Origin of the sequence: Xanthomonas sp. 3058 (assembly GCF_014199765.1) — a bacterium.
Lineage (GTDB): Bacteria > Pseudomonadota > Gammaproteobacteria > Xanthomonadales > Xanthomonadaceae > Xanthomonas > Xanthomonas campestris_B.
In genome coordinates this window covers 1-24,576 of sequence record NZ_JACHOF010000015.1, presented here as the reverse complement: position 1 = coordinate 24,576, position 24,576 = coordinate 1, and the positions used below count along the sequence as shown (strand labels likewise).

At 65.6% G+C, this 24,576-nt stretch carries 24 protein-coding genes, 1 tRNA gene and 1 pseudogene; 7 read left to right on the top strand and 19 right to left on the bottom strand.

The genetic code is table 11. The features are described 5' to 3' along the window. Window positions 1-79: 79 nt before the first annotated feature. From GGR61_RS16070 to GGR61_RS16015, 12 genes are all read right to left on the bottom strand, one after another. Window positions 80-433, bottom strand: coding sequence for a PilZ domain-containing protein (locus tag GGR61_RS16070; protein WP_039523910.1), 354 nt, complete (start codon window positions 431-433; stop codon window positions 80-82). After that, on the bottom strand, window positions 430-1,389 hold the full coding sequence (locus GGR61_RS16065) for a DNA polymerase III subunit delta' (RefSeq protein ID WP_184406950.1): 960 nt from the start codon (window positions 1,387-1,389) through the stop codon (window positions 430-432). The genes GGR61_RS16070 and GGR61_RS16065 overlap by 4 nt, the downstream gene beginning before the upstream one ends. After that, window positions 1,386-2,450, bottom strand: a complete 1,065-nt coding sequence (gene mltG, locus GGR61_RS16060; protein WP_184622621.1) for an endolytic transglycosylase MltG — start codon at window positions 2,448-2,450, stop codon at window positions 1,386-1,388. Before mltG ends, GGR61_RS16065 begins: the two co-directional genes overlap by 4 nt. 60 nt (window positions 2,451-2,510) lie before the next feature. Further along, entirely contained in the window at window positions 2,511-3,866 is a 1,356-nt protein-coding gene (locus tag GGR61_RS16055; protein ID WP_184622619.1) for an aminodeoxychorismate synthase component I, read from the bottom strand. 191 nt (window positions 3,867-4,057) lie between these two features. Continuing rightward, entirely contained in the window at window positions 4,058-5,293 is a 1,236-nt protein-coding gene (gene fabF, locus GGR61_RS16050) for a beta-ketoacyl-ACP synthase II (RefSeq protein ID WP_184406947.1), read from the bottom strand. A gap of 139 nt (window positions 5,294-5,432) precedes the next feature. Beyond that, entirely contained in the window at window positions 5,433-5,672 is a 240-nt protein-coding gene (gene acpP / locus GGR61_RS16045) for an acyl carrier protein (protein ID WP_010368407.1), read from the bottom strand. Between the two features lie 155 nt (window positions 5,673-5,827). Then, a complete protein-coding gene (gene fabG / locus GGR61_RS16040; RefSeq protein WP_184406946.1) occupies window positions 5,828-6,571 on the bottom strand; it encodes a 3-oxoacyl-ACP reductase FabG in 744 nt (247 codons plus the stop codon). A gap of 80 nt (window positions 6,572-6,651) precedes the next feature. After that, entirely contained in the window at window positions 6,652-7,596 is a 945-nt protein-coding gene (gene fabD, locus GGR61_RS16035; protein ID WP_184406945.1) for an ACP S-malonyltransferase, read from the bottom strand. A 259-nt stretch (window positions 7,597-7,855) separates the two neighbouring features. After that, window positions 7,856-8,314, bottom strand: coding sequence for an MEKHLA domain-containing protein (locus tag GGR61_RS16030; protein WP_184622617.1), 459 nt, complete (start codon window positions 8,312-8,314; stop codon window positions 7,856-7,858). A gap of 256 nt (window positions 8,315-8,570) precedes the next feature. Next, a complete protein-coding gene (locus GGR61_RS16025) occupies window positions 8,571-9,548 on the bottom strand; it encodes a beta-ketoacyl-ACP synthase III (RefSeq protein WP_005995227.1) in 978 nt (325 codons plus the stop codon). 90 nt (window positions 9,549-9,638) lie between these two features. After that, entirely contained in the window at window positions 9,639-9,833 is a 195-nt protein-coding gene (gene rpmF, locus GGR61_RS16020; protein ID WP_003483870.1) for a 50S ribosomal protein L32, read from the bottom strand. Window positions 9,834-9,920: 87 nt separating this feature from the next. Further along, a complete protein-coding gene (locus tag GGR61_RS16015) occupies window positions 9,921-10,430 on the bottom strand; it encodes a YceD family protein (RefSeq protein ID WP_184407032.1) in 510 nt (169 codons plus the stop codon). Between the two features lie 109 nt (window positions 10,431-10,539). Between GGR61_RS16015 and GGR61_RS16010 the strand changes: the two genes are divergently transcribed. Next, window positions 10,540-11,115, top strand: coding sequence for a nucleoside triphosphate pyrophosphatase (locus GGR61_RS16010; RefSeq protein WP_184622615.1), 576 nt, complete (start codon window positions 10,540-10,542; stop codon window positions 11,113-11,115). Between the two features lie 103 nt (window positions 11,116-11,218). Here the strand turns inward: GGR61_RS16010 and GGR61_RS16005 are convergent, their stop codons facing one another. The 3 genes and pseudogenes from GGR61_RS16005 to GGR61_RS15995 form a co-directional block, all read right to left on the bottom strand. Further along, complete coding sequence (locus GGR61_RS16005) at window positions 11,219-12,961, bottom strand: hypothetical protein (RefSeq protein ID WP_260288107.1); 1,743 nt, start codon at window positions 12,959-12,961, stop codon at window positions 11,219-11,221. A 92-nt stretch (window positions 12,962-13,053) separates the two neighbouring features. Beyond that, window positions 13,054-13,182: pseudogene (locus GGR61_RS16000) on the bottom strand (glycosyltransferase); the annotation flags it as partial. A gap of 61 nt (window positions 13,183-13,243) precedes the next feature. Further along, window positions 13,244-15,079 carry a glycosyltransferase family 39 protein gene (locus tag GGR61_RS15995; protein WP_184622612.1) on the bottom strand — a complete coding sequence of 612 codons (1,836 nt, stop codon included), beginning with the start codon at window positions 15,077-15,079 and terminating at the stop codon, window positions 13,244-13,246. Window positions 15,080-15,116: 37 nt separating this feature from the next. Between GGR61_RS15995 and GGR61_RS15990 the strand changes: the two genes are divergently transcribed. Genes GGR61_RS15990 through GGR61_RS15975 form a run of 4 tightly spaced genes read left to right on the top strand, consistent with a single transcriptional unit; the run spans window position 15,117 to window position 19,509 of the window. After that, entirely contained in the window at window positions 15,117-16,070 is a 954-nt protein-coding gene (locus GGR61_RS15990; RefSeq protein ID WP_184406940.1) for a MoxR family ATPase, read from the top strand. Window positions 16,071-16,075: 5 nt separating this feature from the next. Further along, window positions 16,076-17,032: a DUF58 domain-containing protein gene (locus tag GGR61_RS15985; RefSeq protein WP_184406939.1), complete on the top strand. Its 957-nt coding sequence runs from the start codon at window positions 16,076-16,078 to the stop codon at window positions 17,030-17,032. After that, complete coding sequence (locus GGR61_RS15980; protein WP_184622610.1) at window positions 17,025-18,959, top strand: DUF3488 and transglutaminase-like domain-containing protein; 1,935 nt, start codon at window positions 17,025-17,027, stop codon at window positions 18,957-18,959. Before GGR61_RS15985 ends, GGR61_RS15980 begins: the two co-directional genes overlap by 8 nt. A 13-nt stretch (window positions 18,960-18,972) precedes the next feature. Then, on the top strand, window positions 18,973-19,509 hold the full coding sequence (locus GGR61_RS15975) for a Slp family lipoprotein (protein ID WP_184406937.1): 537 nt from the start codon (window positions 18,973-18,975) through the stop codon (window positions 19,507-19,509). Window positions 19,510-19,628: 119 nt separating this feature from the next. Here GGR61_RS15975 and GGR61_RS15970 read toward each other — a convergent pair whose 3' ends face one another. The 4 genes from GGR61_RS15970 to dnaX form a co-directional block, all read right to left on the bottom strand. Further along, window positions 19,629-19,979: a histidine triad nucleotide-binding protein gene (locus GGR61_RS15970; RefSeq protein WP_006448425.1), complete on the bottom strand. Its 351-nt coding sequence runs from the start codon at window positions 19,977-19,979 to the stop codon at window positions 19,629-19,631. 105 nt (window positions 19,980-20,084) lie between these two features. Continuing rightward, the gene (recR, locus tag GGR61_RS15965) at window positions 20,085-20,678 is read right to left on the bottom strand and encodes a recombination mediator RecR (RefSeq protein ID WP_184622608.1); all 594 of its coding nucleotides are present in this window, start codon (window positions 20,676-20,678) and stop codon (window positions 20,085-20,087) included. A gap of 100 nt (window positions 20,679-20,778) precedes the next feature. Then, a complete protein-coding gene (locus GGR61_RS15960; protein WP_005913896.1) occupies window positions 20,779-21,099 on the bottom strand; it encodes a YbaB/EbfC family nucleoid-associated protein in 321 nt (106 codons plus the stop codon). Between the two features lie 6 nt (window positions 21,100-21,105). Next, window positions 21,106-23,121 carry a DNA polymerase III subunit gamma/tau gene (dnaX, locus tag GGR61_RS15955; protein ID WP_184622606.1) on the bottom strand — a complete coding sequence of 672 codons (2,016 nt, stop codon included), beginning with the start codon at window positions 23,119-23,121 and terminating at the stop codon, window positions 21,106-21,108. A 233-nt stretch (window positions 23,122-23,354) separates the two neighbouring features. Between dnaX and GGR61_RS15950 the strand changes: the two genes are divergently transcribed. Together GGR61_RS15950 and GGR61_RS15945 are read left to right on the top strand one after the other, a co-directional pair. Next, window positions 23,355-23,447 (top strand) — tRNA-Ser (locus GGR61_RS15950). Between the two features lie 86 nt (window positions 23,448-23,533). Continuing rightward, on the top strand, window positions 23,534-24,576 hold a 1,043-nt coding region (locus GGR61_RS15945; protein ID WP_326520637.1), incomplete at its 3' end, for a DUF6538 domain-containing protein.

The following is a 24,576-nucleotide window of genomic DNA, read 5'->3' as shown; positions in this document are numbered from 1 at the left end:
AAATATCCGATTCGCGCCTCGATCAGCCGCTTTCAACACGACTGCAATCAGACGCGCGACCGCAGCGCACTGGAGCGCTTCACATCGTATGCGTCGGCTTATCCGACGTGGTCAAGCCCGCCAGCAGCGTCTCGATCTTGTTGCGCACGCCCTCGCCCTCCGGGCCATCGGGGAACTGCACGCCGATGCCGGCGGCGCGGTTGCCCTGCGCGCCGGCCGGGGTGGTCCAGACGACCTTGCCGGCCACCGGCAGGCGCTCGCTGGAGTCCGGCAGGGTCAGCAGCAGGAACACTTCGTCGCCCAGCATGTAGCGTTTGGGCGTGGGCACGAAGATGCCGCCACCTTTCACGAACGGCATGTACGCGCTGTAGAGCGCCGGCTTGTCCTTCAACGCCAGCGACAAAATGCCTTGGCGTGCATTCATTGCACTCATCGAGTTCCCCTAGAACGTGCCGGACGCTCTCCCTCGCGCCAGGACAGCAACAATTCCGTCACCGCCAGATCGGCGCGGACGGTGGTGCGCAGCAGATCGCGGGTGCGATTGGCGGCGTCGAACCAGGTCGCCAGCTTGTGCAACCGCGAGGGATCGGTCAAGCCGGCCGAGGCCTGCGCCAACGCCAGGTCGGCGGCGTGGCGCAGCCGTTGGTCGGCCTGGCCATCGTTGGTCCAGCGCTGCGCGACCTCCACCGCACCGGCACGTCCGCTGGCGATCTGTTCCAGGTCCTGCGCCACCGCGCGACGCACCGCCAGGCCATCTTCGCGCAGCCACTGCGCGGCGAGCCCGGGATGGCCGCGTGCGGCGTCCAGCGCTTCCTGCGCAGCCCGCTCGTTGACACCTTGCGACAGCAGCCAGGCCAGCGCTTCGTGCGCGGGCGGCAGCTTGAATTCCAGGCGCTGGCAGCGGCTGCGGATGGTTGCCGGCAGGCGTGCCGGCTGCGCGCTGATCAGCCACAGATAGCGGCCTGGCGAGGGTTCTTCCAGGGTCTTGAGCAAGGCGTTGCAGGCAGCGCGATTGATCGCATCGGCCGGGTCGACGATCACCACCTGGGCGATGCCGTATTGCGGGGTCAACGAGAGCTTTTGCGAAATCTCGCGCACCTGCTCGATCACGATCTCGGTGCGCAACTTGTCGCCTGTGCGATTGGGAATAAACGAGATCAGCTGCAGATCCGGGTGGGTCCCGGCCGCGATCAGTTGCCGGCTGCGCTGCGCCAGTGCCGGGTCTGGCGAGCTGGCCAGCACGTGCTCGGCCAGCGCCAACGCCACCGCACGCTTGCCCAGGCCATCCGGCCCGCAGATCAGCAAGCCATGCCCGAGCCGGCCGGCATCCAGTGCGGCCAGGGTCTGGTCGTAGCCGCGCTGCTGCCAGGGCGAAAATGCAGGGGTCATGGGGCAGGTTCCGATTGCGACTGGCGGCGACGCTGCAGATAACGCGCCACCGCCGCATTGTGCTCGGCCAGCGTGGCCGAGAACACATGCGCGCCGGTGCCATCACCCACCGCGACGAAGTACAAGGCATCCCCCGGCGCGGGACGTACCGCCGCCAGCAAGGCCTCACGGCCCGGCATGGCGATCGGGGTCGGGGTCAGGCCGGTGCGCGTGTAGGTGTTGTAGGGCGTGTCGGTGGTCAGGTCGCGGCGGCGGATGTTGCCGTCGTAGCTGCTGCCGATGCCGTAGATCACGGTGGGGTCGGTCTGCAGCTTCATCCCCAGCTGCAGACGGCGCAGGAACACGCCGGCAATCAGCGGGCGCTCGGACCCCAGCGCAGTTTCCTTCTCGATGATCGAGGCCAGGATCAATGCCTGCTCCGGCGAGCCGAGCGGCAGATCGGGGGCGCGCTGCTCCCAGGCCTGCGCCAACGCTTTGTCCATGGCGACGTGCGCGCGCTTGAGCACATCCAGATCGCTGTCGCCGCGTTGATAGACATAGGTTTCCGGCAGGAAGCGCCCTTCCGGGTGCTGGTTGGCGAATCCCAGCCGCGCCATCAATGCCGCATCGTCCAGGACGCTGATGGAATGCTGCAGCGGCGTGGCAGTGGCGATCGCGGCGCGTAGCTGGCGGAAGTTCCAGCCCTCCACGATGGTGAAGCGGTACTGGATCACCCGACCCTGACGCATGCGCGCGAGCAGTTCGCGCGGCGAAAGGGCCGGCGCCAACGCATATTCGCCCACCTTGAGTTTGCCGGCCGCACCGACCTGGCGCGCGAGCAGCTGCCATTCCAGATCGGTGCCCTGCGCCACGCCGGCGGCGCGCAATTTGCGCAGCGTGGCCCTGAGCGAATCGCCGGGCGCGATGACCACGCTGGGCGCGCTCGCAGTCACCGGCGTATCGGCGAAGTGCAAGTAATGCCGCCACGCCACCAGCCCCGTAATCGCCAATAGCGCTACGAGCAACAGCGCCGTGCCCAGCACGGCCAGACATCCACGTTTGCCAGTCACCGCCACACGCACCTCGTCATTGCCCCAGCGCCGCGCAGGATACCGCGCGCCGGTGATGTCCCGTTGAAGCGCTCATGTCCGGTCGAAAGCGCGCAGCACGCCGCGCGCCTTGGCGCGGGTTTCGTCCAGTTCGCACTGCGGGTCCGAATCCACCACGATGCCGGCGCCGGTGCGGAAGCGCACCTGCTCGCCCGCCACCTCGGCGGTGCGAATCAGGATGTTCAGATCCATGTCGCCGTCGCGATTGAGCCAGCCGAAGGCCCCGGTGTAGGCGCCACGCGCGGTGCGCTCGAGTTCGGCGATGATCTGCATGCAACGCACCTTCGGGCAGCCGGTGATGGTGCCGCCGGGAAACACCGCCGCGATCACCTCGCCCGGGGTGACGCCTTCGCGCAGGCGACCACGCACATTGCTGACGATGTGATGCACGTGCGCGTAGCTTTCCACGCCCATCAGTTCGTCCACCTCCACCGTCCCAGGCGCGCAGATCCGGCCCAGGTCGTTGCGTTCCAGGTCGATCAGCATCACGTGCTCGGCGCGCTCCTTCGGATGCCCGACCAGCTCGCGGATACGTGCGGCATCGTCGTCGCCGGCAAAGCGCGCGCGGGTGCCGGCGATCGGGCGCGTCTGCACCACCTCGCCCTGCACCGATACCAGCCGCTCCGGCGAGGAACTCACCACCGCGCGCCCGGCCGCGACGAACAGGCCGGCAAACGGGGCAGGATTGGCCGCGCGCAGGCGCGCATGCAGCGCAGCCGGATCGACCGCAGCGGCAAACGCGGCCTGCCAGGCGCGCGAGATATTGGCCTGGAACACATCGCCGGCGCGCAGATAATCGAGCACGCGCTCGACCGCATCGGTGAAGCGCTCCGGTGCGTCTTCGTCGATGGCTACCGGCGCAACCCACTCAGGCAACGGCGGCAATGCGCCGCAGGCGGCGATGTCCTCGACGATGCGGGCCAGCAAATCCTCGCGGCCCGGCTCGGCCAGCGCGAGGCAGCGGCCTTGCACCCGATCGCGCAGCACGGCGGCGGGTGCGCGCAAGGCCAGCGCGCTCGGCAAGCCATCGGTACGCGTGGGGAGCTGCAGAATCGGTTCGACCTGCGCGGCCAGTTCGTAATCCAGCAACACTGCCCAGCCACCGCGAAACGGCCACGGACTGGTCGCATCGTGCGGCACGCGCGCGGCCCGCCAGGCGGCATCCAGTGCCTGCAGAAATCCGCCGTCCAGCAGGCATCCATTGCCGTCGCGTGTGCGCCCATCCGGATCAAGCCGCAGGCTGGCGCCTTCGGCCAGCAACAGCACGTCCCAGCGTCCGTGCTCGGTGCCCGAGGCAGTGGATTCGAGCAGTGCCGGATAGCGCTGCGGCGCCAGCCGATGCAGCGCCAGCAGGTCGATGTTCGCGTGCAGGGGTCTGGTAAGCGTCATCGGCCCGGTTTGGCGTGGGGTGCTGAAGCGCGTCGCCCTGCGGTGGATGCAGGGCACGCGTGATGAGGTGGATCAGGGCGCGGCTTGAGGTGTGGCCGTGCGCACGTGTCCCGCGCGGCGGCCAGCGACTGGCGCGCAGTGATGATCGCGAGACATTCTTCGCGGCCACCGGCAATACCCGCGCATCGACCTCAGATGCGCTTGAACACCAGCGTGCCGTTGGTGCCACCGAAGCCGAAGCCGTTGGACATCACCGCGTCCACCTGCACTTCGCGCGCCACGTTGGGCACGTAATCCAGGTCGCAGCCATCGCTGGGCTCTTCCAGATTGATGGTCGGCGGAATGATGCCGGTGTGCAGCGCCATCACCGAGAAGATCGCTTCCACGCCGCCGGCCGCGCCGAGCAGGTGACCGGTCATCGACTTGGTCGAGCTGACCATGGTCTTGTAGGCGTGGTCGCCCAGCGCACGCTTCATCGCCATCGTCTCGGCCAGATCGCCCAGCGGCGTGGAGGTGCCGTGCGCGTTGAGGTAGCCGATCTGCTCGGGATTGAGCTTGGCATCGCGCATCGCCGCGGCCATGCTGCGCGCCGCGCCTTCGCCGTCTTCGCTGGGGGCGGTCATGTGGAAGGCATCGGAGCTGGCGCCGAAGCCGACCAATTCCGCATAGATGCGCGCGCCACGCGCCTTGGCGTGTTCGTATTCTTCCAGCACCAGCACGCCGGCACCGTCGCCCAGCACGAAGCCGTCGCGCTGCTTGTCCCACGGACGCGAAGCGCCGGTCGGGTCGTCGTTGCGGGTGGACATCGCCTTCATCGCGCAGAAGCCGCCCACCGAACTCGGCGAGGAGCCGCGCTCGGCGCCGCCAGCCAGCATCACGTCGGCGTCGCCGTGCTGGATCATGCGCATCGCGGTGCCGATCGAATGGTTGGAGGTGGCGCAGGCCGACACCGCAGAGAAGGTCGGGCCTTTGAGGCCTTTGATCAGGCTTACCTGGCCCGGCAACATGTTGATGATGGTGCTGGGCACATAGAACGGCGAAATCTTGCGCGCGCCGCCCTCATGGAATTTGATGGTCTGCTCTTCGATACCGAGCAGCCCGCCGATGCCGGAGCCGAGAATGGCGCCCACGCGTTCGGCATTGCTGTCGTCGATCTCCAGCCCGGAATCGTCCAGCGCCATGAACGAGGCGCCGACACCGTAGTGGATGAACGAATCCATCTTCTTGACGTCCTTGGCGGACACAAAAAGCGTGGGGTCGAAATTCTTGATCTCACCGGCGATCTTGGTGGTGAACTGCGAGGAATCGATCTGCGTGATCGGGCCGATGCCTGAGCGCCCGTGGATGATTCCATCCCAGCTGGTAGCCAGATCATTGCCCAGCGGCGACACCATGCCCATGCCGGTAACGACAACACGACGACTCATTGCAGATCTCCTCACCGCGCGACGGACGGTGCTTGCGGTTTGCGATTGACGCTGAAAAACACAGGGCCGCATCAGCGGCCCCATGGAATGTCTGACACAGCAGAGGCTTAAGTCACGCCGCCGCCGTCAGGAAAACGCATCAGCTCTTGACGTGAGACTTGACGTAATCGATCGCCTGCTGGACCGAGGTGATCTTCTCGGCCTCTTCGTCCGGGATCTCGCACTCGAACTCTTCTTCCAGCGCCATCACCAGCTCGACGGTGTCCAGCGAGTCGGCACCCAGGTCATCGACAAACGATGCGCTGGTGGTGACTTCCTCTTCCTTGACGCCGAGTTGTTCGACGACGATTTTCTTGACGCGTTCTTCGATGGTGCTCATTTGGGATATCGCTCCAGATGGAGTAGTGGTGGTACGAAAAAAACGCCATCAGGATGCGATGGCCGCGTTGGATAGTGTAGTGGAAGCGACCGGGCGTTGCATTGCATCACAACTCCCCGCCGATCAGCCACTTAGCGCCTCCCGGCGCCGCACGCTCACGGCATGTACATGCCGCCGTTGACGTGCAGGGTCTCACCGGTGATGTAACGGGCGGTCGGGCCGGCCAGGAACGCCACCGCGTTGGCGATGTCTTCCGGCTGGCCCAGGTGGCCCAGCGCGATCTGCTGCAACAAGCCGGTCCTGGCCTCGTCCGGCAGCGCCTTGGTCATGTCGGTATCGATGAAACCGGGCGCCACCACATTCACGGTGACCCCGCGCGAGCCGATTTCCTTGGCCAGCGACTTGGAGAACGCGATGATGCCGGCCTTGGCCGCAGCGTAGTTGGTCTGGCCGGGGTTGCCGGTCACGCCCACCACCGAGGCGATGTTGATGATGCGGCCCTTGCGCGCCTTCATCATGCCGCGCATCACCGCCTTGGAGGTGCGGAACACACTGGTCAGATTGGTGTCGATGATCGCCTGCCAGTCCTCTTCCTTCATCCGCATCAACAGGTTGTCGCGGGTGATGCCGGCATTGTTGACCAGGATCGAGATCGCGCCGAACTCCTTGCCGATCGCATCGATCAGGCCCTCGACCGCCGCAGCGTCGGTGACGTTGAGCTCACGGCCGTGACCGCCGTGGGCGGCCAGACGCTCGCCGATCGCTGCAGCGCCGGACGCCGACGTGGCGGTACCGATCACGGTGGCGCCCTGGGCGGCCAGCGTGTCGGCAATGGACGCGCCGATCCCGCGGCTGGCACCGGTGACGAGGGCGATCTCGCCCTGCAAAGATTTGCTCATGGATGCTGTTCCTCGAAGGGGGACGTCGTGACCGCAGCCGCGGACAGTGAGGGAATCGGGATGACCGGGGTGCGTCGGAATCAGTGCGTCCAGGCCTCGAGCGCGCCAGCGTAATCGGCAGGCGTGGCCAGCGGACGCGCGTCCAGACGCTTGTCGATGCGCTTGGCCAGCCCACTGAGCACCTTGCCGGGGCCGCACTCGGCGATCCGGGTAATGCCCTGGGCGGCCAGCGCCTGCACGCAACCGGTCCACTGCACCGGCAGGTACAGCTGCTCGGCCAGCGCCTGACGAATCGCTTCGCTGCCGGTGTGCACGGACGCATCGACGTTCTGCACCACCGGGATCTGCGGGGTCTGCCAGCTCAGCCCTGCCATCGCTTCGGCGAGCTGGTTGGCCGCATCGCGCATCAGCGGGGTGTGCGAAGGCACGCTCACCGCCAGCTTGACCGCCTTGCGCACGCCGCGCTCGGCCAGCAAGGCCAGCGCACGATCCACGGCGGCCGCGTCGCCGCCAATCACGATCTGGCCGGGCGAATTGAAATTGGCCGGCACCACCACCTGGCTGCCTGCCGCCTCGGCGCAGACCTCCAGCACCAACGCATCTTCGGCGCCCAGCACCGCCGCCATCGCCCCGACTCCGGCCGGCGCAGCGGCCTGCATGAACTGGCCGCGCAGCCGCACCAGGTGCGCACCGTCGTGCAGCGACAAGGCGCCGGCAGCGACCAGCGCGGTGTATTCGCCCAGGCTGTGCCCGGCCAGCAGGGCCGGACGCTGCCCGCGCTGCGCAGTCCACAGCCGCCACACCGCCACGCCCGCAGCCAGCAAGGCCGGCTGGGTGTACTCGGTGCGGTTGAGCATCTCCTCCGGGCCGCCCTGGGACAGCGCCCACAGGTCGACGCCCGCGCCTTCGGAGGCTTCGGCGAATGTGTCGCGGATCTGCGGATGCAGCTCGGCCAGTTCAGCCAGCATGCCCAGGGACTGCGAGCCCTGGCCGGGGAAGACGAAGGCGAGAGTGGATTCGGTCACGCGTTGCTGCCAGCAAAAATCGAGCCGGGATGATACGTGCGAAATCGCCCTGCCGTCTGTACTGCCGCGTATGCAAGGACTGCCTGACAACGCCCGGATTTCCAGCGCACCCTACGGAAGCATTCGCAATGCCGGCATGTCAGCCGCAGCGACGGGCCGCGTCTGGACTCCGGAGACAGTCGCCCCGAATGGCCTGACAGCTGCGGCAGTCGCGGCCAGGGTGCGACTGCCGCGCATCGATGAGGTGCTGATCCGGGCCTCAAACGGCATAAGTGCCATCAGCGGACAGCGGGAAGGCGGCCGCCTGCCCGCGCAGCTCCCCGGCGGCGTCGATGAGTTGCCAGACCACCCCGTCGGCGATCGGGAAACGCGCCCCATCCTTGGCGATACGGATGCCTGCGTAGTCCGTCACGAAACCGTTGCGGGCAACCGCATCGAGCAGTCGCTGACGCTCCGGTCGATCGAGCAATTCCGCCGACAGACGCGAGGGCATGCCGATGAACTCCTCCCAGCCGTAACCGAAAGCCCGCTGGGCCGCCCGATTGGCGTAGACGAACACCGGATCCGGGCGCGTATCGTGGGCGAGCAGCGCAAACGGCGCCTGCGTATAGAGCCAATCCGCTCCAATACCGGGGTCGGCAACGAGCGGGCGGCCGACCACACGAAAGAAACTTCCGGTCAGCAAGGCGAAGAATGCTGGATCATCCTTGTAGCGCATGCGGTGACCTTATCTGCCCGGCGGCATGGCGTCGCGAATCAGTGCGTAGGCCGGGCGCAGCAAACGAACCAGGCGATCATTCGACCGCCGGCGACATCACCGCGCGCTGAAGGGCATCAATGGCGATGCTGCGGCAAATAACAGGGTGCCGCATCCCTGCACCATGCGCACCGAGCAACGATGCGACCCTGGCTTGCACGCACCGGCCTTGTACGCAAACGTCTGCGCACGGACTGCAGTGCGAGGCAGGCAAACGTCAGTAACGCAGCAGCGCCGAGCCCCAGGTAAATCCACCGCCGAACGCTTCCAGCAGCAGCAACTGGCCGCGCTGCACGCGCCCCGAGCGGACCGCTTCGTCCAGCGCGAGCGGCACCGAGGCCGAGGAGGTGTTGCCGTGGCGATCCACGGTGACCACCACCTGCTCCATCGGCAAATCCAGCCGCTTGGCGGTGGCTTCGATGATGCGCAGATTTGCCTGATGCGGGATCAGCCAATCCAGATCGTGCTTGTCATAGCCGTTGGCCGCCAGGGTCTCATCGACTACCGAATCCAGCGCCTTGACTGCATATTTGAAGACGTCGTTGCCCTTCATCAGCAACGCACCGCCGCCATTCTTGCCTTCGCCGAAGCCGACCGACACGCCCACCGGGTCCCACAGCAGCTCTTTCTTGCTGCCGTCGGCATGCAGATGGGTGCTGAGGATGCCGGTCTCTTCGTCGGCCTTGAGGATCACCGCGCCGGCACCGTCGCCGAACAGCACGCAGGTGGTGCGATCGGTCCAGTCGACGATACGGGTCAGCGTTTCCGCCCCTACCACCAGCACGGTCTTGGCATCGCCGCTGCGCACGAACTTGTCGGCCACGCTCAGCGCGTAGACAAAACCCGAGCAGGCGGCGTTGACGTCCATCGCACCGCAACCGACATTGCCCAGCCTCGCCTGCAGCAGGCAGGCCGTGGACGGGAAGATCAGGTCGGGGGTGGTGGTGCCGATGACGATCAGGTCGATCTCGTCGGCGGTGACACCGGCCGCTTCCATCGCCTTCAGCGAGGCGAAATACGCCAGATCGCTGGTGGTCTGGTCGTCGGCGACGATGTGACGCTCACGGATGCCAGTGCGCGAGAAGATCCATTCATCGCTGGTGTCGACGATCTTGGACATATCGTCATTGGTCAACACCTTTTCGGGCAAATAGCTACCCGTGCCCGCGATTCTGGAATAGATCCGCTTGCTCATACTGTTTCCTGTTGCAAGAGCCGCAGTGACCGGCGGCTCCGGAAGAAGCGAGGGTCACCCGGCCGCGCGACGCGCGGCGGGCACCGCGAATCAATCTTCTTGGACGGCCGACGACTTGGTCGCAATCACCTTCTTGCCGCGGTAGTAACCGTCAGCGGTGATGTGGTGGCGCAGATGGATCTCGCCGCTGGTCGGGTCGGTCGACAGCTGCTTGGCGGTGAGGGCATCGTGCGAACGACGCTGGCCGCGACGGGACGGGGTGACTCGGGATTTCTGCACAGCCATGGGATTGCTCCAACTTTATTGTCTGTTGAGTCGAACAGCACGCTCTACGCCCGCGTCGACCTGTCTTTCCGCCCTTAACAGCGGCGGTTACTGTTTCTTCAACGCTGCCAGCGCCGCGAACGGACTGGCCTTGTCTTGCTCTTCCTGGGTCGGAACCCACTCGGCCTCGACGGCCTCGCTGCCCGGGGCCATCGGCACCACCGGTACCGACAACACCAGTTCGTCCTCGACCATATCCACGGCCCGCAGCATGCCATCTTCCGGCACCAACAACGCTTCGTACTCGGCTGGCAATGCAGCTTCGTCGGCTTCGTCACGGATCAAACCAAGACGCTGTCTGATTTGCACCGGATACAGGAAACGTTGCAGGCTGCGCTGGCAGGCCAGCGGAAGCTCCACATCGATACTGAGTTCGACATAAGCGACCTTCAGCAGATCGTCCTGATCGAATTGGAGCGAATAGACACACTCGCCCTCGGTATCGACCAAGCTCCCTTGCAGACGGGTCATCGCAGATAGCGGGATGCGGCCATCGAAGCGCCTGCGCGCTGCGACCATCCGCCAAGCATCCAGCATTTCGGGTACGTTCGCGGACATAAGCCGCAGAATGTTAAAGACCCGCCGACGCCCTGTCAAATCCCCGCATTCACATACCCCGCGCCGCGGCAAGGCTGGCAGACTCCCCTGCCCGCCTTACGCAGCGCCCATGATGCCACGCCTGATTCTTGCCTCCACCTCCGGCTACCGACGCGAGCTGCTCGGCCGCCTGCAATTGGACTTCACCACCGCCCGGCCACAGGTCGATGAGCAAGCCCACCCTGGCGAGATGCCAGCAGCCTTGGCCAGCCGACTTGCCGCCGAAAAAGCAGCGGCGGTGGCCGCTCGGATGCCGGACACCTGGGTGATCGGCTCGGACCAGGTGGCCGACCTGGACGGACAGGCCTTGGGCAAGCCCGGAACGCTGGAGCACGCGCATGCGCAGCTGACCGCGATGTCCGGCCGCAGGGTGCGTTTCCATACGGCGGTGACCCTGGTCGGCCCGGGGCATTCACTGCATGCGCTGGACCTGACCGAAGTGCAGTTGCGAGCGCTGACGCCGACCGACATCGAGCGTTATCTGGCCGCCGAGCCAGCGCTGGACTGCGCCGGCAGCTTCAAGTGCGAAGGCCTGGGGATCGCCTTGTTCGATAGCATTCGCTCGGAAGATCCCACCGCACTGGTCGGCCTGCCACTGATCGCGCTCGCGCGGCTATTGCGGCAGGCGGGGTTTGAACTGCCTTGAGCGCGATTGCCAGTGATCGAGGAGCCAGCAAGACCTCATCCGCGATGCAGCCAGGTGCCGAGACGCGCGCCGGTTACCAGCCACGCCGAGCACGACGACCAAGCTAAAACCGGGCACTGCCGCTTACCCTGAAAGCGCGCAAACAGGACGACGCAACAGTTCGTGGCGACCACCCCACCCACTGCGCCCCCCATCCCAGACGAGTCGCCACTCCCACAGGGGCGTTATCGCACATCAGCACCATGCGCGACGCCGGTGTCTGTGCGTTGAAATCGAATCGCATCGCCGAGCCATCATGCAACAGATTCCGCACCGGTGTTGCAGCGACATTGGCGATCGCAACGGGGTCGGCAGCCATCCGCGCGCCCTCCAGATAACGCGTTTCCGGCCACGTAAAGATGGACGTCTGTGCGGTTTTCAACACAGGCAGTGCGTCCGCGACTTCCGCAAGAACGGTTTCTCCATGCACGGCGTCGGCATCGATCACTCCTGCCGCTGCGGCGGTTGCCGTCATGTTGGCAGCGGTCTGCATGCGCTGGGCAAGCAATGCCATCCAGACCGTACTTGGCAACAGGCAACACGCCAGCGCCATACCAGCCACTGCGACGCGACGCGGGCGCAGCCTGCCGTACCGAACGAACACCCACAACAACAGACCACTCCAGAACAGGACCGGCCACGGCTGATAGCGCCCGGCAAACAATTGCTCGGGAAAAGACTGGAAATAGACAAGGCGCGCCAAGGCGATCACCCCTCCGACAGCAAGGGCGAACCAGGCAATCGAGATCGCGACCCGCTCCGCCACCGATTCCGCGCGCCGACGCCAGGATGCGTAGGTGATGCCCATCAGACACCCCACCCCCAGGAACCCTATCAGCCTGTGCGGCCAAGCCGAGACCATGACCGGGCCGAACACCGATGTGTAGGCACCGGAAATCGCAACCGCAACCGTCCTCAACGATTCGATTGGCAATTGCGCTGCGACATGCACGTCGACCAGCGGCAGACAGGCATAGATAAACGGCGCAGACAGCCAACGCAACACAAGATCCAGCTGCGCAACGGGCGCGATGATGCGCGCCCCCTGTATGTGCGTATCGCCAAAACCAATGACCAGCAGCAACGACACCGCAAAGCCCGATAGCACAATGCACCACCAGGCCCACGACGCCCTGCGTAGCAGCAACATCGCCAGCAACGCGACGAAAGTGGCAATACCGGCACCGAAACAGAAGGTGGCCGCAAACCCACAGAGTGTTGCCAGCACGGCACGCCACACACTGCTGCCATGACCGAGCAACCAACAACCGGCGACCAGAAACATGGTGATCAGATAGACGTGCACCGACTCATTCGCATGTGCCAATGCCCGCTCGCTTCCCAGCCAGAAAATGCCCATCGTACAAACCAGGCCAGCGGCAGCCTGCGCCGAGACACTCAACCGCTCTGCACGCACGAGACGATGCAACATCCACACGGTCAGCAACGCCAGCGCCACACCTGCCGATATCTGCAACCATTGATTGCCATCGAACCATCTGAGTTCGGCCAGACGCAGCAGGTTTGGCAGGACCTCGCGATGTCCGTTATCCACCGTCAATACATTCCAGGGCCAAGGCTGGCTCAGGAGGTTTTTCGCATAGCGCCATGGATCGGCATAAAGCACCTTCGGCGACAGCACCACCATCGCCAACACGCCGATGACAAGGTAGATCCACTTGGCACCGACCAGCAGCACCGCCGGCAGCGTATACCGGGCTTGGCTTTCCCGAGGGCCGTTACAGGTATCGCGCGCTAAATGCTTATGCGTCTGTTGCAATTGCTTGTCCTTTTTTCTGTCGAGCATGACCGGTCGCGCCACGGCGGCGGAAGCAGGCAGACATGGTCCGATCATTGCCTCTCAATCCACTGATCGCGTCGCTGGTCAAGGACGTCCTGGACCAGATACAACGGCCTTTGCTTGGCTTCGTCATACAGACGACCGAGATACTCTCCAATCATGCCTAACGCGGTCAGCTGAATTCCACCCAAAAACAGGATCACCACCATCATCGTTGGCCAGCCGGCTGATCGATGCAATGACCCGAACAAACCACTCCACTCGGCACTCGAACGCCACTGCCCGACATCATTGGACAGTAAGCGGCTGCTCCGACCAATCTTCGACGCTGCCGTCGTGGCCGTGCAGGCGTAGCCCCAACCAATGCGTGCCCGGTGGCAATGCGTGGGTGTCGAGGGTGGCGGTGAAGCCGACGCGCGGATGCTGCGGATCGGTGGATATTTTCCAGTAGGGACGCACATCGAGCGGCGTGCCGTAATCGGCCTGCGCGACCGGACGACCGTCTAGCAGCAGTTCTACGTTCGACAAGCCGACCCCGTCCTTGAACGCCCAGCCGCGTAACTGCACCTGTCCGGACACGCTTACTTTCGGCAGCGGTGTATCGATCCACGCCATCGCCGGCGCGACGCACGGGCCAGGCTGGCGCTGCGCAGGCAACGCAAACAACAGGAAGCGCTGAGAGCCATGATCGGTCGAGACCACGGTCGGTGGCGGCAGCGGCCCGACGATGTCGCAGATTTCGTGGTAACGCTTCAATAGATCGCGATAGCGCTGATCGCTGGGCGAGAGCACCAACAACTGCGGACCGGTACGCGTGCCATCACTGAGCAACCCCCACTGCAGCAGCTGCGCGCTACGCCCGTGCTTGTCGTTCAAGTCGGCCCGCAGCACCTGGATATTGGCGTCGCGCAACTGGAAGCCGAGCTCTGCGCCGACCTTGAAATTTTCTGCCAGCACGCGCGTGCCCGGCGGCATTTGCGCCAGCTTGATCTTGACCGCGCGCGCCAGATCGTTCCAACCGGCGAAGTTGCGCGGATAGTATTTTTCGCCGGCCGCATGCGCGCGAATCGACGGCGCCGACACCGCCAGGTAATAGCCGTATGCGCCCAACGTGCCGAGCAACGCCATCACCCAGGCGGCACGACGCAGGCCATGCGGCCAACGCATCAGGATCACCGGCACCGCGACCAGCAAGGCCAGATAGCCGGGCAACGGCCAGTGGAAGCTGATCCGCTCGGCGTCGCTGTAGAAGCCGAGCACGAAGATCACCACGGTCGAAATGCCACCCAGCAATCCGAAATATCGCCATTGCACACGCGATCCGCCGCCGGCACGCATGCCGGCCAGACCGACCTTGACCATCGCCCAGGCCAGTAAAGGCGTCACCAGCACCGTCTGGATCAGCAGGAACCACAGCCCTGTGACCTGAAAGCGCCACGGGTGCCGATCCACCAACTGGAAGCGCAGCCCCGCATCATCATGGTCGGTATTCCAGAACAGCAGCGGTAGCCAGCTCACCGCGCCCACCGTCAGCGCCATCCAGATCCTCGGGTCGCGCAGCACCGCGCGCCCTTGCGGGATGCACAGCAGCGCAATGCAGCCCATGCCGATCACCCCGACGAAGCGGTAGTGGCTGAGCGCACCGATCACCAACCCGATGGCGAGCTCAAGCGCGCTGGTGGCATCGACCTCGCGCAGCAGCCGCGCGCCGGCATCCATGCACAACACCGCCGCCAGTGCCATCGGCACATCCGGCACCGCCAGGATGCCGAGCGTGGCCGACAACGGCATCAACAGCGTCAGACTGCCCGCCTGCCAGCCCAGCGTGGAGCCGAACCAGCGCGTGGCGATATGCGCGATCAACCACGGAATCAGCGCAGAAATGGCCAAGAACGGCAGGCGCAAGGCCAGCAGATGATGCCCGCCGGCTTCCACGCCCAGCCGCGCCAGCCAGGCAGTCATGCCCGGCAGATCCGAGTACGCCGCAGCCAGGTGCTGACCTTCCTGCCAATAAAACGCCTCGTCCACGAACAGCGGCAGCCGCGCCGCAATCAACAGCTTGACGGCCGTCGCCAGTGTCCACAGGATCACGAAGGTGCGATGTGCCCGTTGGTCCGCTTGCATTGCCCTGTGCACTTTTCTCTTCACCTACGGAATTGTGATGTCGACACCGCTGCGTTCCACGGAAATGCTAACCGATGCGCTGCGCCAATCGCTGCGGCGCGCACAAGACCAGGTCAACTCGCTGCTGCTGGGCAAGGCGCAGGAGGTGCGGCTGGCGTTCGTGGCCCTGCTGTCCGGCGGACATTTGTTGATCGAGGATCTGCCGGGCCTGGGCAAGACCACCCTCGCCCACGCGATGGCGTCCAGCCTGGGGCTTGGCTTTCAACGCGTGCAGTTCACGTCCGACCTGCTGCCGGCCGATGTGTTGGGCGTGTCGGTGTACGACGCCGCCTCGCGTCAATTTCAGTTCCATCCCGGCCCGGTCTTCACCAACGTACTGCTGGCCGACGAAATCAATCGCGCGCCGCCACGGACCCAAAGCTCGCTGCTCGAAGCCATGGCCGAACAGCAGGTCACGCTCGATGGCGTCACCCATGCGTTGCCGGAGCCGTTCTTCGTGATCGCCACGCAGAATCCGGTCGATCTGTCCGGCACCTTTCCGTTGCCGGATTCGCAACTGGACCGCTTCCTGCTAAGGCTCAGCCTGGGCTATCCCAGCGCCGATGCCGAGCGCGCGTTGCTCTCCGGCGTGGACCGCCGCGAATTGATCGCCCAGGCCGCACCGCAACTCAGCGATGCCGATGTGGTCGCGTTGCGCGCAGGGGTCAGCCAGATCCATACCAGCGACGCATTGATCGGCTATGTGCAGGCCTTGCTGCTGCGCAGCCGCCAACATGCCGGGGTGCGCGTCGGCCTGTCGCCGCGCGCCGGCATCGCGTTGCTGCGCGCCGCCAAGGCCTACGCGCTGCTGCTTGGGCGCGAGCACGTGCTACCCGAAGACGTGCAGGCACTGTTCGTGGCGGTGGCTGGTCATCGCCTGGTGCCGGAAGCCGAATCCTCGTCCGGGCCGGCGCTGGCCAAGGCGCTTTTGCACAGCGTGCCGGTGGACTGAGGCCGATGCGGGCGCCGTTGCGCAGCATCGGTCACCGGCTCAGCCTGCTGGCGCGTCCGCGTGGGCCGGAGGCTTTGCCGATCGTGCTGGACCGCCGCCGCATCTACGTGCTGCCAACCCGTTTCGGGCTATTCGTCGCCGCCTTGCTGCTGGCGATGCTGCTGGGCGCGCTGAACTACAACAATAATCCGGCGCTCCTGCTGGCGCTGCTGCTGGCCACCGCCGCAATTGCCAGCAGCATCGTGGCGCACCTGCAGTTGTCGGCGCTGCGCATCGAGGCGGTGTCGGCCGAGCCGGTGGTCGCCGGCGAGCCCCTGCGCATGCGGGTGTCGTTGGCACGTCGCGATGCCCGCCTGCGGCGCGGGTTGCGCCTGGATCACCTGGACAGCCGCAGCTTCTGCTCGTTGATCGCGCACGACAATGCCGACGTCGATCTATGGGTACCCACCCAACAGCGCGGCTGGCAGGACATCGAGCGCATCCGCCTGTCCAGCACCCAGCCGCTCGGCCTGGTCCGCGCCTGGTCCTGGGTGTGGCCGGAGACACCGCTGCTGGCCTATCCCAAGCCCGAAGAACACGGCCCACCGCTGCCGGAAGGCGCCGGCTCACCCAACCAGACCCGTCTGCACGCGCAAGGCGAAGAGCTGCATCAGCTGCGTCCATATCGCGCCGGCGATGCGCCACGCACCATTTCCTGGAAACACTCCGCCCGCCGCGACAGCTTGCTGGTACGCGAATACGAGCAGCCGCTGGGCGTCGACGTCACGCTGGACTGGCGCGCGCTCAACGCGCTGCCCTACGAACGCCGCATCGCGCGGCTGGCGCGCTGGGTCGCGTTGGCCGAGCGCGAGGGGCGCCGCTACCGGCTACTGCTGCCGGGCCAGCCACCGTTGGGACCAGCACAAGGCCCCTCGCACCATCACCTGTGTCTGCGCGCCCTGGCCCTGCTTGCCCATGACTGAGCCGTCCCTCCCGATCAGCCAGGCCAGCCGCGGCTGGGTGCTGGCCACCAGCTGGCTGGCGCTGGCGCCGTTGCTGCTGCAACTGCCGGGCCTGCTTGCCGCAACTGTCGCCTTCGCTGCGGTGCTGGTGGTCGTGCTGAGCTGGCGCGGCACACTGATGGTGCCGGTGCGGCTATTGCTGGTGGTGGCGATGCTGGCGGCGGTGTACTGGCAGATCGGCATGCGCTTCGGCCGCGACACCGGCTGCGCGGTGCTGGCGGCAATGCTGGCGATCAAGGCCTCTGAACTGCGCACCTTGCGCGATGCGCGCAGCCTGCTGGGTTTCGCGTTGTTCGCCCCGTTTGCCGCGTTTCTGCTCGATCAAGGTCCGGCAACGATGGGCCTGGCGCTGCTGGCCGTACTCAGCGCCTTGCTTGCCATGCAGCGGCTGGCCGACGAGGAGCATCGCACCGCCACGCCGGCACTGCGCCTGCAATTACGCGGCATCGGCAAGCTGGTCGCCATCGGCGTGCCGTTGGCCCTGGCCACGTTCTGGTTACTGCCGCGCCTGAGCGCTCCGCTATGGGGCGTGCCCGAACGCGCGCTGTCGCGGCCTGGCTTGTCGGACAACATGGCGCCGGGCGAATGGATCGACCTGATGGCCGACGACAGCCCGGCCCTGCGCGTGCAGTTCACCGGCAAGGCGCCACCGCCGCAGCAACGCTACTGGCGCGGGCCGGTGATGTGGGACTTCGACGGCCGCACCTGGCAGCGCGCGCGCTGGACCGGTCGCGGCCAACCCGCATCGGTCACTGCCGGGCCGCAGAGCTATCGCTACCGCCTGGATTACGAGCCCACCGATCGTCGCCTACTGGTGTCGCTGGATCTCCCCACGCAAGCCGTGGCAAACGCAGAGCTATCGCCCGACTACGAACTGTTCGCGCAGCGGCCGTTGAGTGCGCTGACCCGCTGGGAGCTGCAATCGGCACCGCCGGCACGCTTCGACACCGACCTCCCCGACCAGCTGCGCAAGCGCGCCCTCGCCCTGCCGCCGGGCTTCAATCCACGCACGCTCACGCTGGCACGGCAATGGCGCAGCGAGGCCGGCAGCAACGACGACGCCGTGGTGCAGCGCGCGCTGCAGTGGATCACCCGCGAATTCGCCTACACCCTGGATACGCCACTGCTCGGCCGCAACAGCGTCGACGAATTCCTGTTCCAGCAGAAGGCCGGTTTCTGTGAGCATTTCAGCTCTTCGTTCGTGGTGCTGATGCGCGCGGCCGGCATCCCGGCACGCGTGGTCACCGGCTATGCCGGCGGCACCTACAACGGGCTGGGCAATTACTGGGTGGTGCGGCGCATGGACGCGCACGCCTGGACCGAAGTCTGGCTAGCCGGGCGCGGCTGGGTACGCGTGGACCCCACCGCCGCCGTGGCACCGGAACGCATCTACGACACCCTGGAAGATCGGCTGCAGACCGGTGGCGGCACCAACTTCGCCCAACTCGGCATGTGGGCCAGCCTGGGCCAGGTCAGCGACCTGCTGCGACGCGGCTGGAACGATCTGGTGCTGTCCTTCGATGCCGAGCGCCAGCAACGGCTGTTGCAACCGTTCGGCATCGATCGCCTGGACACCTCGCAACTGGCCGCCATCTTCGGCATTTTCGCGGTCAGCGCCCTGGCATGGATGGGCTGGCTGCTGGCGCGCGGCGAACGCGAGCGCGATCCGCTGCTGCGTGCCTGGCATCGGCTCGGCCGTCGCTACGGCAAGCTTGGCCTCGCTCGCGAGCCGCACGAACCTGCCATTGCCTGGGCGCAACGTGTCGCCCGTTCACACCCCAATACGGCATTGTTGGCACTCAGCCAACGTTTCGCTGACGCGCGCTACGCTGGCGCGGATTCGGACAGCGCCCCTCTCTTGAAAGACTTGCTGCAGCATCGCCCGTGAACCGGAGCTTCTTATGAGTACCCGTTTTCTTGTTCCCATCGTTGCCGTGCTCGGGCTCGCAGCCTGCGCCACGGCGCCCAAGCCGCTGCAGGGCCAGTTCCCTACGGTCAGTCCGAGCGATTCCACCGCCAGCGCCCAGATCGGCACATCCGTGCGCTGGGGCGGCAAGATCATTCAGACCAAACCCGGCCAGGGCCAGACCTGCTTTGAATTGATCTCGCGCCCGCTCAATGCCAGTGGCCGCCCCGACCGCAGTGCTGTCGATGCCAGCGATGGCCGCTTCCTGGCCTGCCGTTCGGGCTTTTACGATCCGGCGGTGTTCGAGCCGGGCCGCGAAGTAACCTTCATCGGCAAGATCGAAGGCTATGAAACCACCAAGATCGGCGAGTACGACTACAAGCTGCCCAAGGTGGCGGCCGACGTGGTCTACCTGTGGCCGGTCGTGCGCGAAGTGGATGTGGTACCGGCCTACCCGTACGGTCCGTGGGGCGACCCGTGGGGTCCGCGCTGGGGCGGCGGCTGGGGCTGGGGTCGCGGCGGCTGGTGGTAACTCGGCACCTGCGTCAGTGACACGCAAAAACGCCGCTCGCAGAGAGCGGCGTTTTTGTATCTGCGATTCGACGACTGGGTCAGCCGCGTCATGCACTCAGGCACCTGGCCGAGCAACGCTCACGGCGTCCCGAAACGTCCCAGCGGCGCGCCGGCCAGCAGGTGCAGATGGATATGAAACACCGTCTGGCCCGCATGCTCGCGGCAATTCATCACGATGCGATAGCCGTCCTGGGCCAGGCCCTGCTCGCGTGCATAAGACGCTGCGGCCAGTGCAAGTTTGCCGACCAGCAGCGCCTGCTCCGGCGGCACATCGTCCAAGGTGGGAATGGCGTGCTGCTTGGGAATAAACAGCACATGCACCGGCGCCTGCGGTGCGATGTCCTGAAAACCCAGTACCTCGTCGTCTTCGTAGACGATGTTGGCCGGGATTTCGCGACGAATGATCTTGCCGAAGATGGTGTCGGTCATGGCTGGGGATTAGGGATTGGTCATTAGGGATTGGCAAGAGCTTACCGCGCATGCCTCCGCTTTTCGCTTCTACGAATCCCAAATCCCGACGCCCCAATCCCCGCTCTAAAGCAGCTCGCTGCGGGTGCCAAAGGCATGCGACAAGGTGCCGCGATCCACGTACTCCAGCTCGCCGCCCAGCGGCATGCCTTGCGCGAGCCGGCTCGGGCGTACCGCGTGCTGGCGGGCAAGCTGTGCCAGATAATGCGCGGTCGCCTCGCCCTCCACGGTGGCATTGGTGGCGATGATCATTTCGGTGACTTCACCGGCGGCCAGACGCTCGCTGAGCCGGTCCAACCCCAGCTCGCGCGGACCGATGCCGTCCAGCGGCGACAGCCGTCCCTGCAGAATGAAATACAGCCCGCGATACCCGGTGGCGTGTTCGATCGCCAGACGGTCGGCCGGCGATTCCACCACGCACAGCTGCTGCCGGTCGCGACTGGCGTTGGCGCAGATCGCACAGATGTCCGACTCGGTGAAGTCGCGGCATTGCGCGCAATGGCCAACCTTCTCCACTGCATCGGCCAACGTCGCGGCCAGGCGACGCCCACCCTCGCGCTCGCGTTCGAGCACGTGGTAGGCCATGCGCTGCGCCGATTTCTGGCCCACGCCCGGCAATACCCGGAAGGCCTCGATCAGTTGTTCGAGAAGAGAGGACATTGGGTGGCCGGGATTCGGAATTGGAGATTCGGGATTCGCAAATGCAGAAGCAAATTTCGCTTCTAGCGAATCTCCAATCCCGACTCCCGAATCCCCTCGCTCAGAACGGCAGCTTCATGCCCGGCGGCAACTGCATGCCGGCGGTGGCCGAGCCCATGCGGTCCTTGGATTCGGCGTCGATCTTGTTGGACGCATCGTTGAAGGCGGCGGCGATCAGGTCCTCGGCCATCTCCTGGTCGGAGAGGATGCTTGGGTCGATCCGCACCTTGCGGCACTCCTTGGCGCCAGTCAGCGTCACGCTGACCATGCCGCCGCCGGCGGTGCCGGTGACTTCCAGCTTGGCCAGTTCTTCCTGGGCGCGCTGCAGGTTTTCCTGCATCTTCTGCGCCTGCTGCATCAATTGGGCAATGTTCCCACGCATGTGTCGTTACTCGTCGTAAGGGCGGATGGAATCGGGGACGACCCGCGCGCCCTGCTGCTGAATCAGCTGCTGCACATTCGGGTCGTTCATAAATGCGGTTTCGGCCGCGCTCTGGCGCTCACCTTTCTGCCGGTTGGCCCGCTCGTGCAAGGTTTCGACATCGGCACTGCCGGTTTCGATGACGATGCGCGGCGTTTCACCCAACACCGGCGCGAGCGCCTGCGCGAGATTGGCGATGGAGCGCTCGGAATTCAGATATTCGAAGCCTGGCGCCAGCGCCAGGCGCAGCACGCCGTCGCGATGGCCGATAAAGGCGGCATTGGCAGCGAGCTGTCGCGACGGGCCGTTCAAGCCGCTACGCGTGACCAGATCCAACCAGTGCTCGGCATCGGCGATATGGCCGTCATCGCGCGCAACCGACGAATCGGTTGTCGATGCAGATGTGGACGGCACGGCCGCAGCGGGGGGCTCCACTGCCGGTTCCGCAGGTGCGGGAGCCATGACAGCTGCGGGAGGGGCCAGCGCTGCGTCGGGTGCAGCCTCGACCAGGGCTGCAGAGTCGCTTGCGGCGGCGGGCGGTGCCATTGCCGCCTCCGGCGCGAGAACAGCGGCCTGTTCGGAGATGGGCGCAGCTTGCGCACGCACCGGCGCGTCATCCATTGCCCACGGCGGCGTCTCGTCGTTGCGCGCAGATGCTGACGACGCGCGGCGATCTGACGCTGCGTCCGAGCTGGGAAGCACAACGACAGGCGATGGCGCCGGCACCGGGACTGCCGCACCGGCAGCAGGCGTCGCTTCCATGACCTCGGCCGGCTTCGCCACCGCTGTGGGCGCAGGCGCGGCGGTCACCGACGCAGCCGCCTGCATGCCAGCTGCCGCAGATCGCGCACCGCCGCCGGTGCTGGCGCCGCGTCCATCGTCACTACCGCCGGCAGGCACCGTCGCCGCAGGACGGAAGGCCAGCATGCGCAGCACCGCCATCTCGAAACCGGCGCGCGGGCTGGGCGCCAGATACAGATCACGACGCCCGTTGAGCGCCATCTGGTACCACAGTTGCACCACTTCCGGCCGCAGCTGCGCGGCATAGGCGGTCGGGTCGATGCCATCGCCGACAAACGCCACCGACGGCACCAACTGCTGTACCTGGATGCGGTGCAAGGCCTCGGCCAGGGCCTCCAGCACGCCGCTCCAGTCGGGCGAAAATTCGGCCAGGGCAGCGACCACCTGCATCAGGCGCGCGCCATCGCCATCGGCCAATGACTGCAGCATCGCCCCGACCTGCGTGCGATCGACCGTGCCGAGCATGGTGCGCACCACGTCCTCGCGCAGCGCGCCGCCGGCATAGGCAATGGCCTGGTCGAGCAGCGACAGGCCATCGCGCAGCGAGCCGTCGGCGGCCTTGGACAGCTGCACGATCGCCGATGGATCCGATTCGATCTGCTCGGCGGCCAGGATCCGGGTCATCTGGCCCTGGATCTGGTCCTCGTCCAGTCGCTTGAGGTTGAACTGCAGGCAGCGCGACAGCACCGTCACCGGCAACTTCTGCGGGTCGGTGGTGGCCAGCAGGAACTTCACGTGCTCGGGCGGTTCTTCCAGCGTCTTCAGCAGCGCATTGAACGCGGCCTTGGACAGCATGTGCACTTCGTCGATCAGGTACACCTTGAACTTGCCGCGCGAGGGCATGTACTGCGCGTTTTCGATCACCTCGCGCACGTCGTCCACGCCGGTATTGGACGCGGCGTCGATCTCCAGCAGGTCGATATAGCGGCCGGCATCGATGTCCAGACAGGCCGGACAGGTGCCGCACGGATCGGCACTGGTGCCGGTCTCGCAGTTCAGCGACTTGGCGAAGATGCGCGCAATGGTGGTCTTGCCCACGCCGCGGGTGCCGGTGAACAGAAACGCGTGATGCACGCGCCCACTGTCGAGCGCATTACTGAGCGCGCGGACCACGTGTTCCTGGCCCACGAGTTCGGCAAAACGCTTCGGGCGCCACTTGCGGGCGAGAACAAGATAAGACATCGGGCAACCAGCTTCCTCTGAACCGATATTGTGCCATGGCGCGCCAGCTTGATCGTTCAGCAGTGGTGCCCGGCCGTCCCCGCTGACCGAGGTCGTCCGGCAAGCGCATTTGCTTAACCTGAGGACCTGCATCGGCGGCAGGCTCCCGACCGCAGAGATCGTTCGCCTTGTTAACCGCGCCCGCGGCGGCTAGAATCCCGCTCCTGCCGCCGACCCAGTCGGACGGCAGGCACGGAGAGGTGTCCGAGTGGTTGAAGGAGCACGCCTGGAAAGTGTGTAAGCGTCTAAACCGCGCTTCGGGGGTTCGAATCCCCCTCTCTCCGCCAGAATACGCAAACCCCTGAGAAATCAGGGGTTTTTTGTTAGCGTAAAAAACTGGCTGCAGCTGCGCAAGTCGGAACACACGACGCCCATGCGCATTCCTCATCATCTCGTTCGAGCCCCCTCCGGACTTTGGTCCTATCGCCAGCGTGTCCCGGTCGATTTGCAGCCCATCGTGGGTCGGCAGACCTTCAAACGCACCCTGCACACCTACGACATGCGCGAGGCAAGGTTGCGCGCGCTGACGATGGCCGCCCGCTATGCTCAGGTCTTCACCGTGTTGAAGGAACGACGCATGCAAACCCGGGACGACGACTTGGACGCGCTCCTGGCGCGCCTGACCGGCACCGAACGTCCGCAGGAGTTGACGCTGAATCGGACGCGCTCGGCGGATGGGTCGATCATCGAGCAATGGCAGATCGACAGCCCAGAGGACGTCACGCTTTACCAGCAACTCATGGCGCTCACGGCCCCACAGCCCAGCGCGCTGGGAGAGCTGATTCATCAGCACGTGCCGCCCCTCCCAACGCCACGGCGGACGACCAAATCCGCCATCGAAACGATCACGCTCGGCAAGGCCCGAGACGCTTGGCTGAACAGCCTCAAGAGCAGCACCTTGCCCAAGACCTGGACCATCAAGCGCACTGCCATTGAACTGCTGACCAGCTTCCTGGGCGAAAAGACCAAGCTGCAGACGGTCACCCGCTCGGACCTGGCGCGTTGGTATCAGGACATGCGCGAGAAGGGAGCCTCTACACCCACGCTCACCAACAAGCAGTCCTACATCGGCGGCAAGGGCGGGTTCTTCGAATGGGCCCAAGCCTCCGGCCACTACCCTCGGGGCGACAATCCTGCGTCCGGGCACGTGAGCTACTCCACCAGGGAGAAGCGAGCCAGGCGGAAGTTTGGCTTCAAGGCTTACGACGCCCACCAGGTCCAGGCCTTGTTTGCGCCTGCGGCCTTTGAGTCCCTGCCCCTGGCCGCGCGATGGGCCTCCCTCATTGGTCTGTATACCGGCGCCCGTGCTTCGGAGGTCGGCGGTAATCCCCCCATTTGTAGCAGTCGCCAAAAGTGGAGTTATGCCGCAAGTGCCAACTTTTGCATTGGGGTAATGCCGCCGAGCGCCATGTTCGG

Coding starts and splice junctions, on each gene's coding strand:
- GGR61_RS15995 (WP_184622612.1), bottom strand. CDS start 15,079: ATGCAAGCGGACCAACGGGCACATCGCACCTTCGTGATCCTGTGGACA.
- GGR61_RS16005 (WP_260288107.1), bottom strand. CDS start 12,961: ATGCTCGACAGAAAAAAGGACAAGCAATTGCAACAGACGCATAAGCAT.
- GGR61_RS16025 (WP_005995227.1), bottom strand. CDS start 9,548: ATGAGCAAGCGGATCTATTCCAGAATCGCGGGCACGGGTAGCTATTTG.
- GGR61_RS15970 (WP_006448425.1), bottom strand. CDS start 19,979: ATGACCGACACCATCTTCGGCAAGATCATTCGTCGCGAAATCCCGGCC.
- GGR61_RS15985 (WP_184406939.1), top strand. CDS start 16,076: ATGCGGGCGCCGTTGCGCAGCATCGGTCACCGGCTCAGCCTGCTGGCG.
- GGR61_RS16030 (WP_184622617.1), bottom strand. CDS start 8,314: ATGCGCTACAAGGATGATCCAGCATTCTTCGCCTTGCTGACCGGAAGT.
- GGR61_RS16065 (WP_184406950.1), bottom strand. CDS start 1,389: ATGACCCCTGCATTTTCGCCCTGGCAGCAGCGCGGCTACGACCAGACC.
- fabG (WP_184406946.1), bottom strand. CDS start 6,571: ATGAGCAAATCTTTGCAGGGCGAGATCGCCCTCGTCACCGGTGCCAGC.
- GGR61_RS16070 (WP_039523910.1), bottom strand. CDS start 433: ATGAGTGCAATGAATGCACGCCAAGGCATTTTGTCGCTGGCGTTGAAG.
- GGR61_RS15980 (WP_184622610.1), top strand. CDS start 17,025: ATGACTGAGCCGTCCCTCCCGATCAGCCAGGCCAGCCGCGGCTGGGTG.
- GGR61_RS16015 (WP_184407032.1), bottom strand. CDS start 10,430: ATGTCCGCGAACGTACCCGAAATGCTGGATGCTTGGCGGATGGTCGCA.
- GGR61_RS15975 (WP_184406937.1), top strand. CDS start 18,973: ATGAGTACCCGTTTTCTTGTTCCCATCGTTGCCGTGCTCGGGCTCGCA.
- GGR61_RS16010 (WP_184622615.1), top strand. CDS start 10,540: ATGATGCCACGCCTGATTCTTGCCTCCACCTCCGGCTACCGACGCGAG.
- GGR61_RS15960 (WP_005913896.1), bottom strand. CDS start 21,099: ATGCGTGGGAACATTGCCCAATTGATGCAGCAGGCGCAGAAGATGCAG.
- recR (WP_184622608.1), bottom strand. CDS start 20,678: ATGTCCTCTCTTCTCGAACAACTGATCGAGGCCTTCCGGGTATTGCCG.
- GGR61_RS16055 (WP_184622619.1), bottom strand. CDS start 3,866: ATGACGCTTACCAGACCCCTGCACGCGAACATCGACCTGCTGGCGCTG.
- rpmF (WP_003483870.1), bottom strand. CDS start 9,833: ATGGCTGTGCAGAAATCCCGAGTCACCCCGTCCCGTCGCGGCCAGCGT.
- GGR61_RS15990 (WP_184406940.1), top strand. CDS start 15,117: ATGTCGACACCGCTGCGTTCCACGGAAATGCTAACCGATGCGCTGCGC.
- fabF (WP_184406947.1), bottom strand. CDS start 5,293: ATGAGTCGTCGTGTTGTCGTTACCGGCATGGGCATGGTGTCGCCGCTG.
- dnaX (WP_184622606.1), bottom strand. CDS start 23,121: ATGTCTTATCTTGTTCTCGCCCGCAAGTGGCGCCCGAAGCGTTTTGCC.
- acpP (WP_010368407.1), bottom strand. CDS start 5,672: ATGAGCACCATCGAAGAACGCGTCAAGAAAATCGTCGTCGAACAACTC.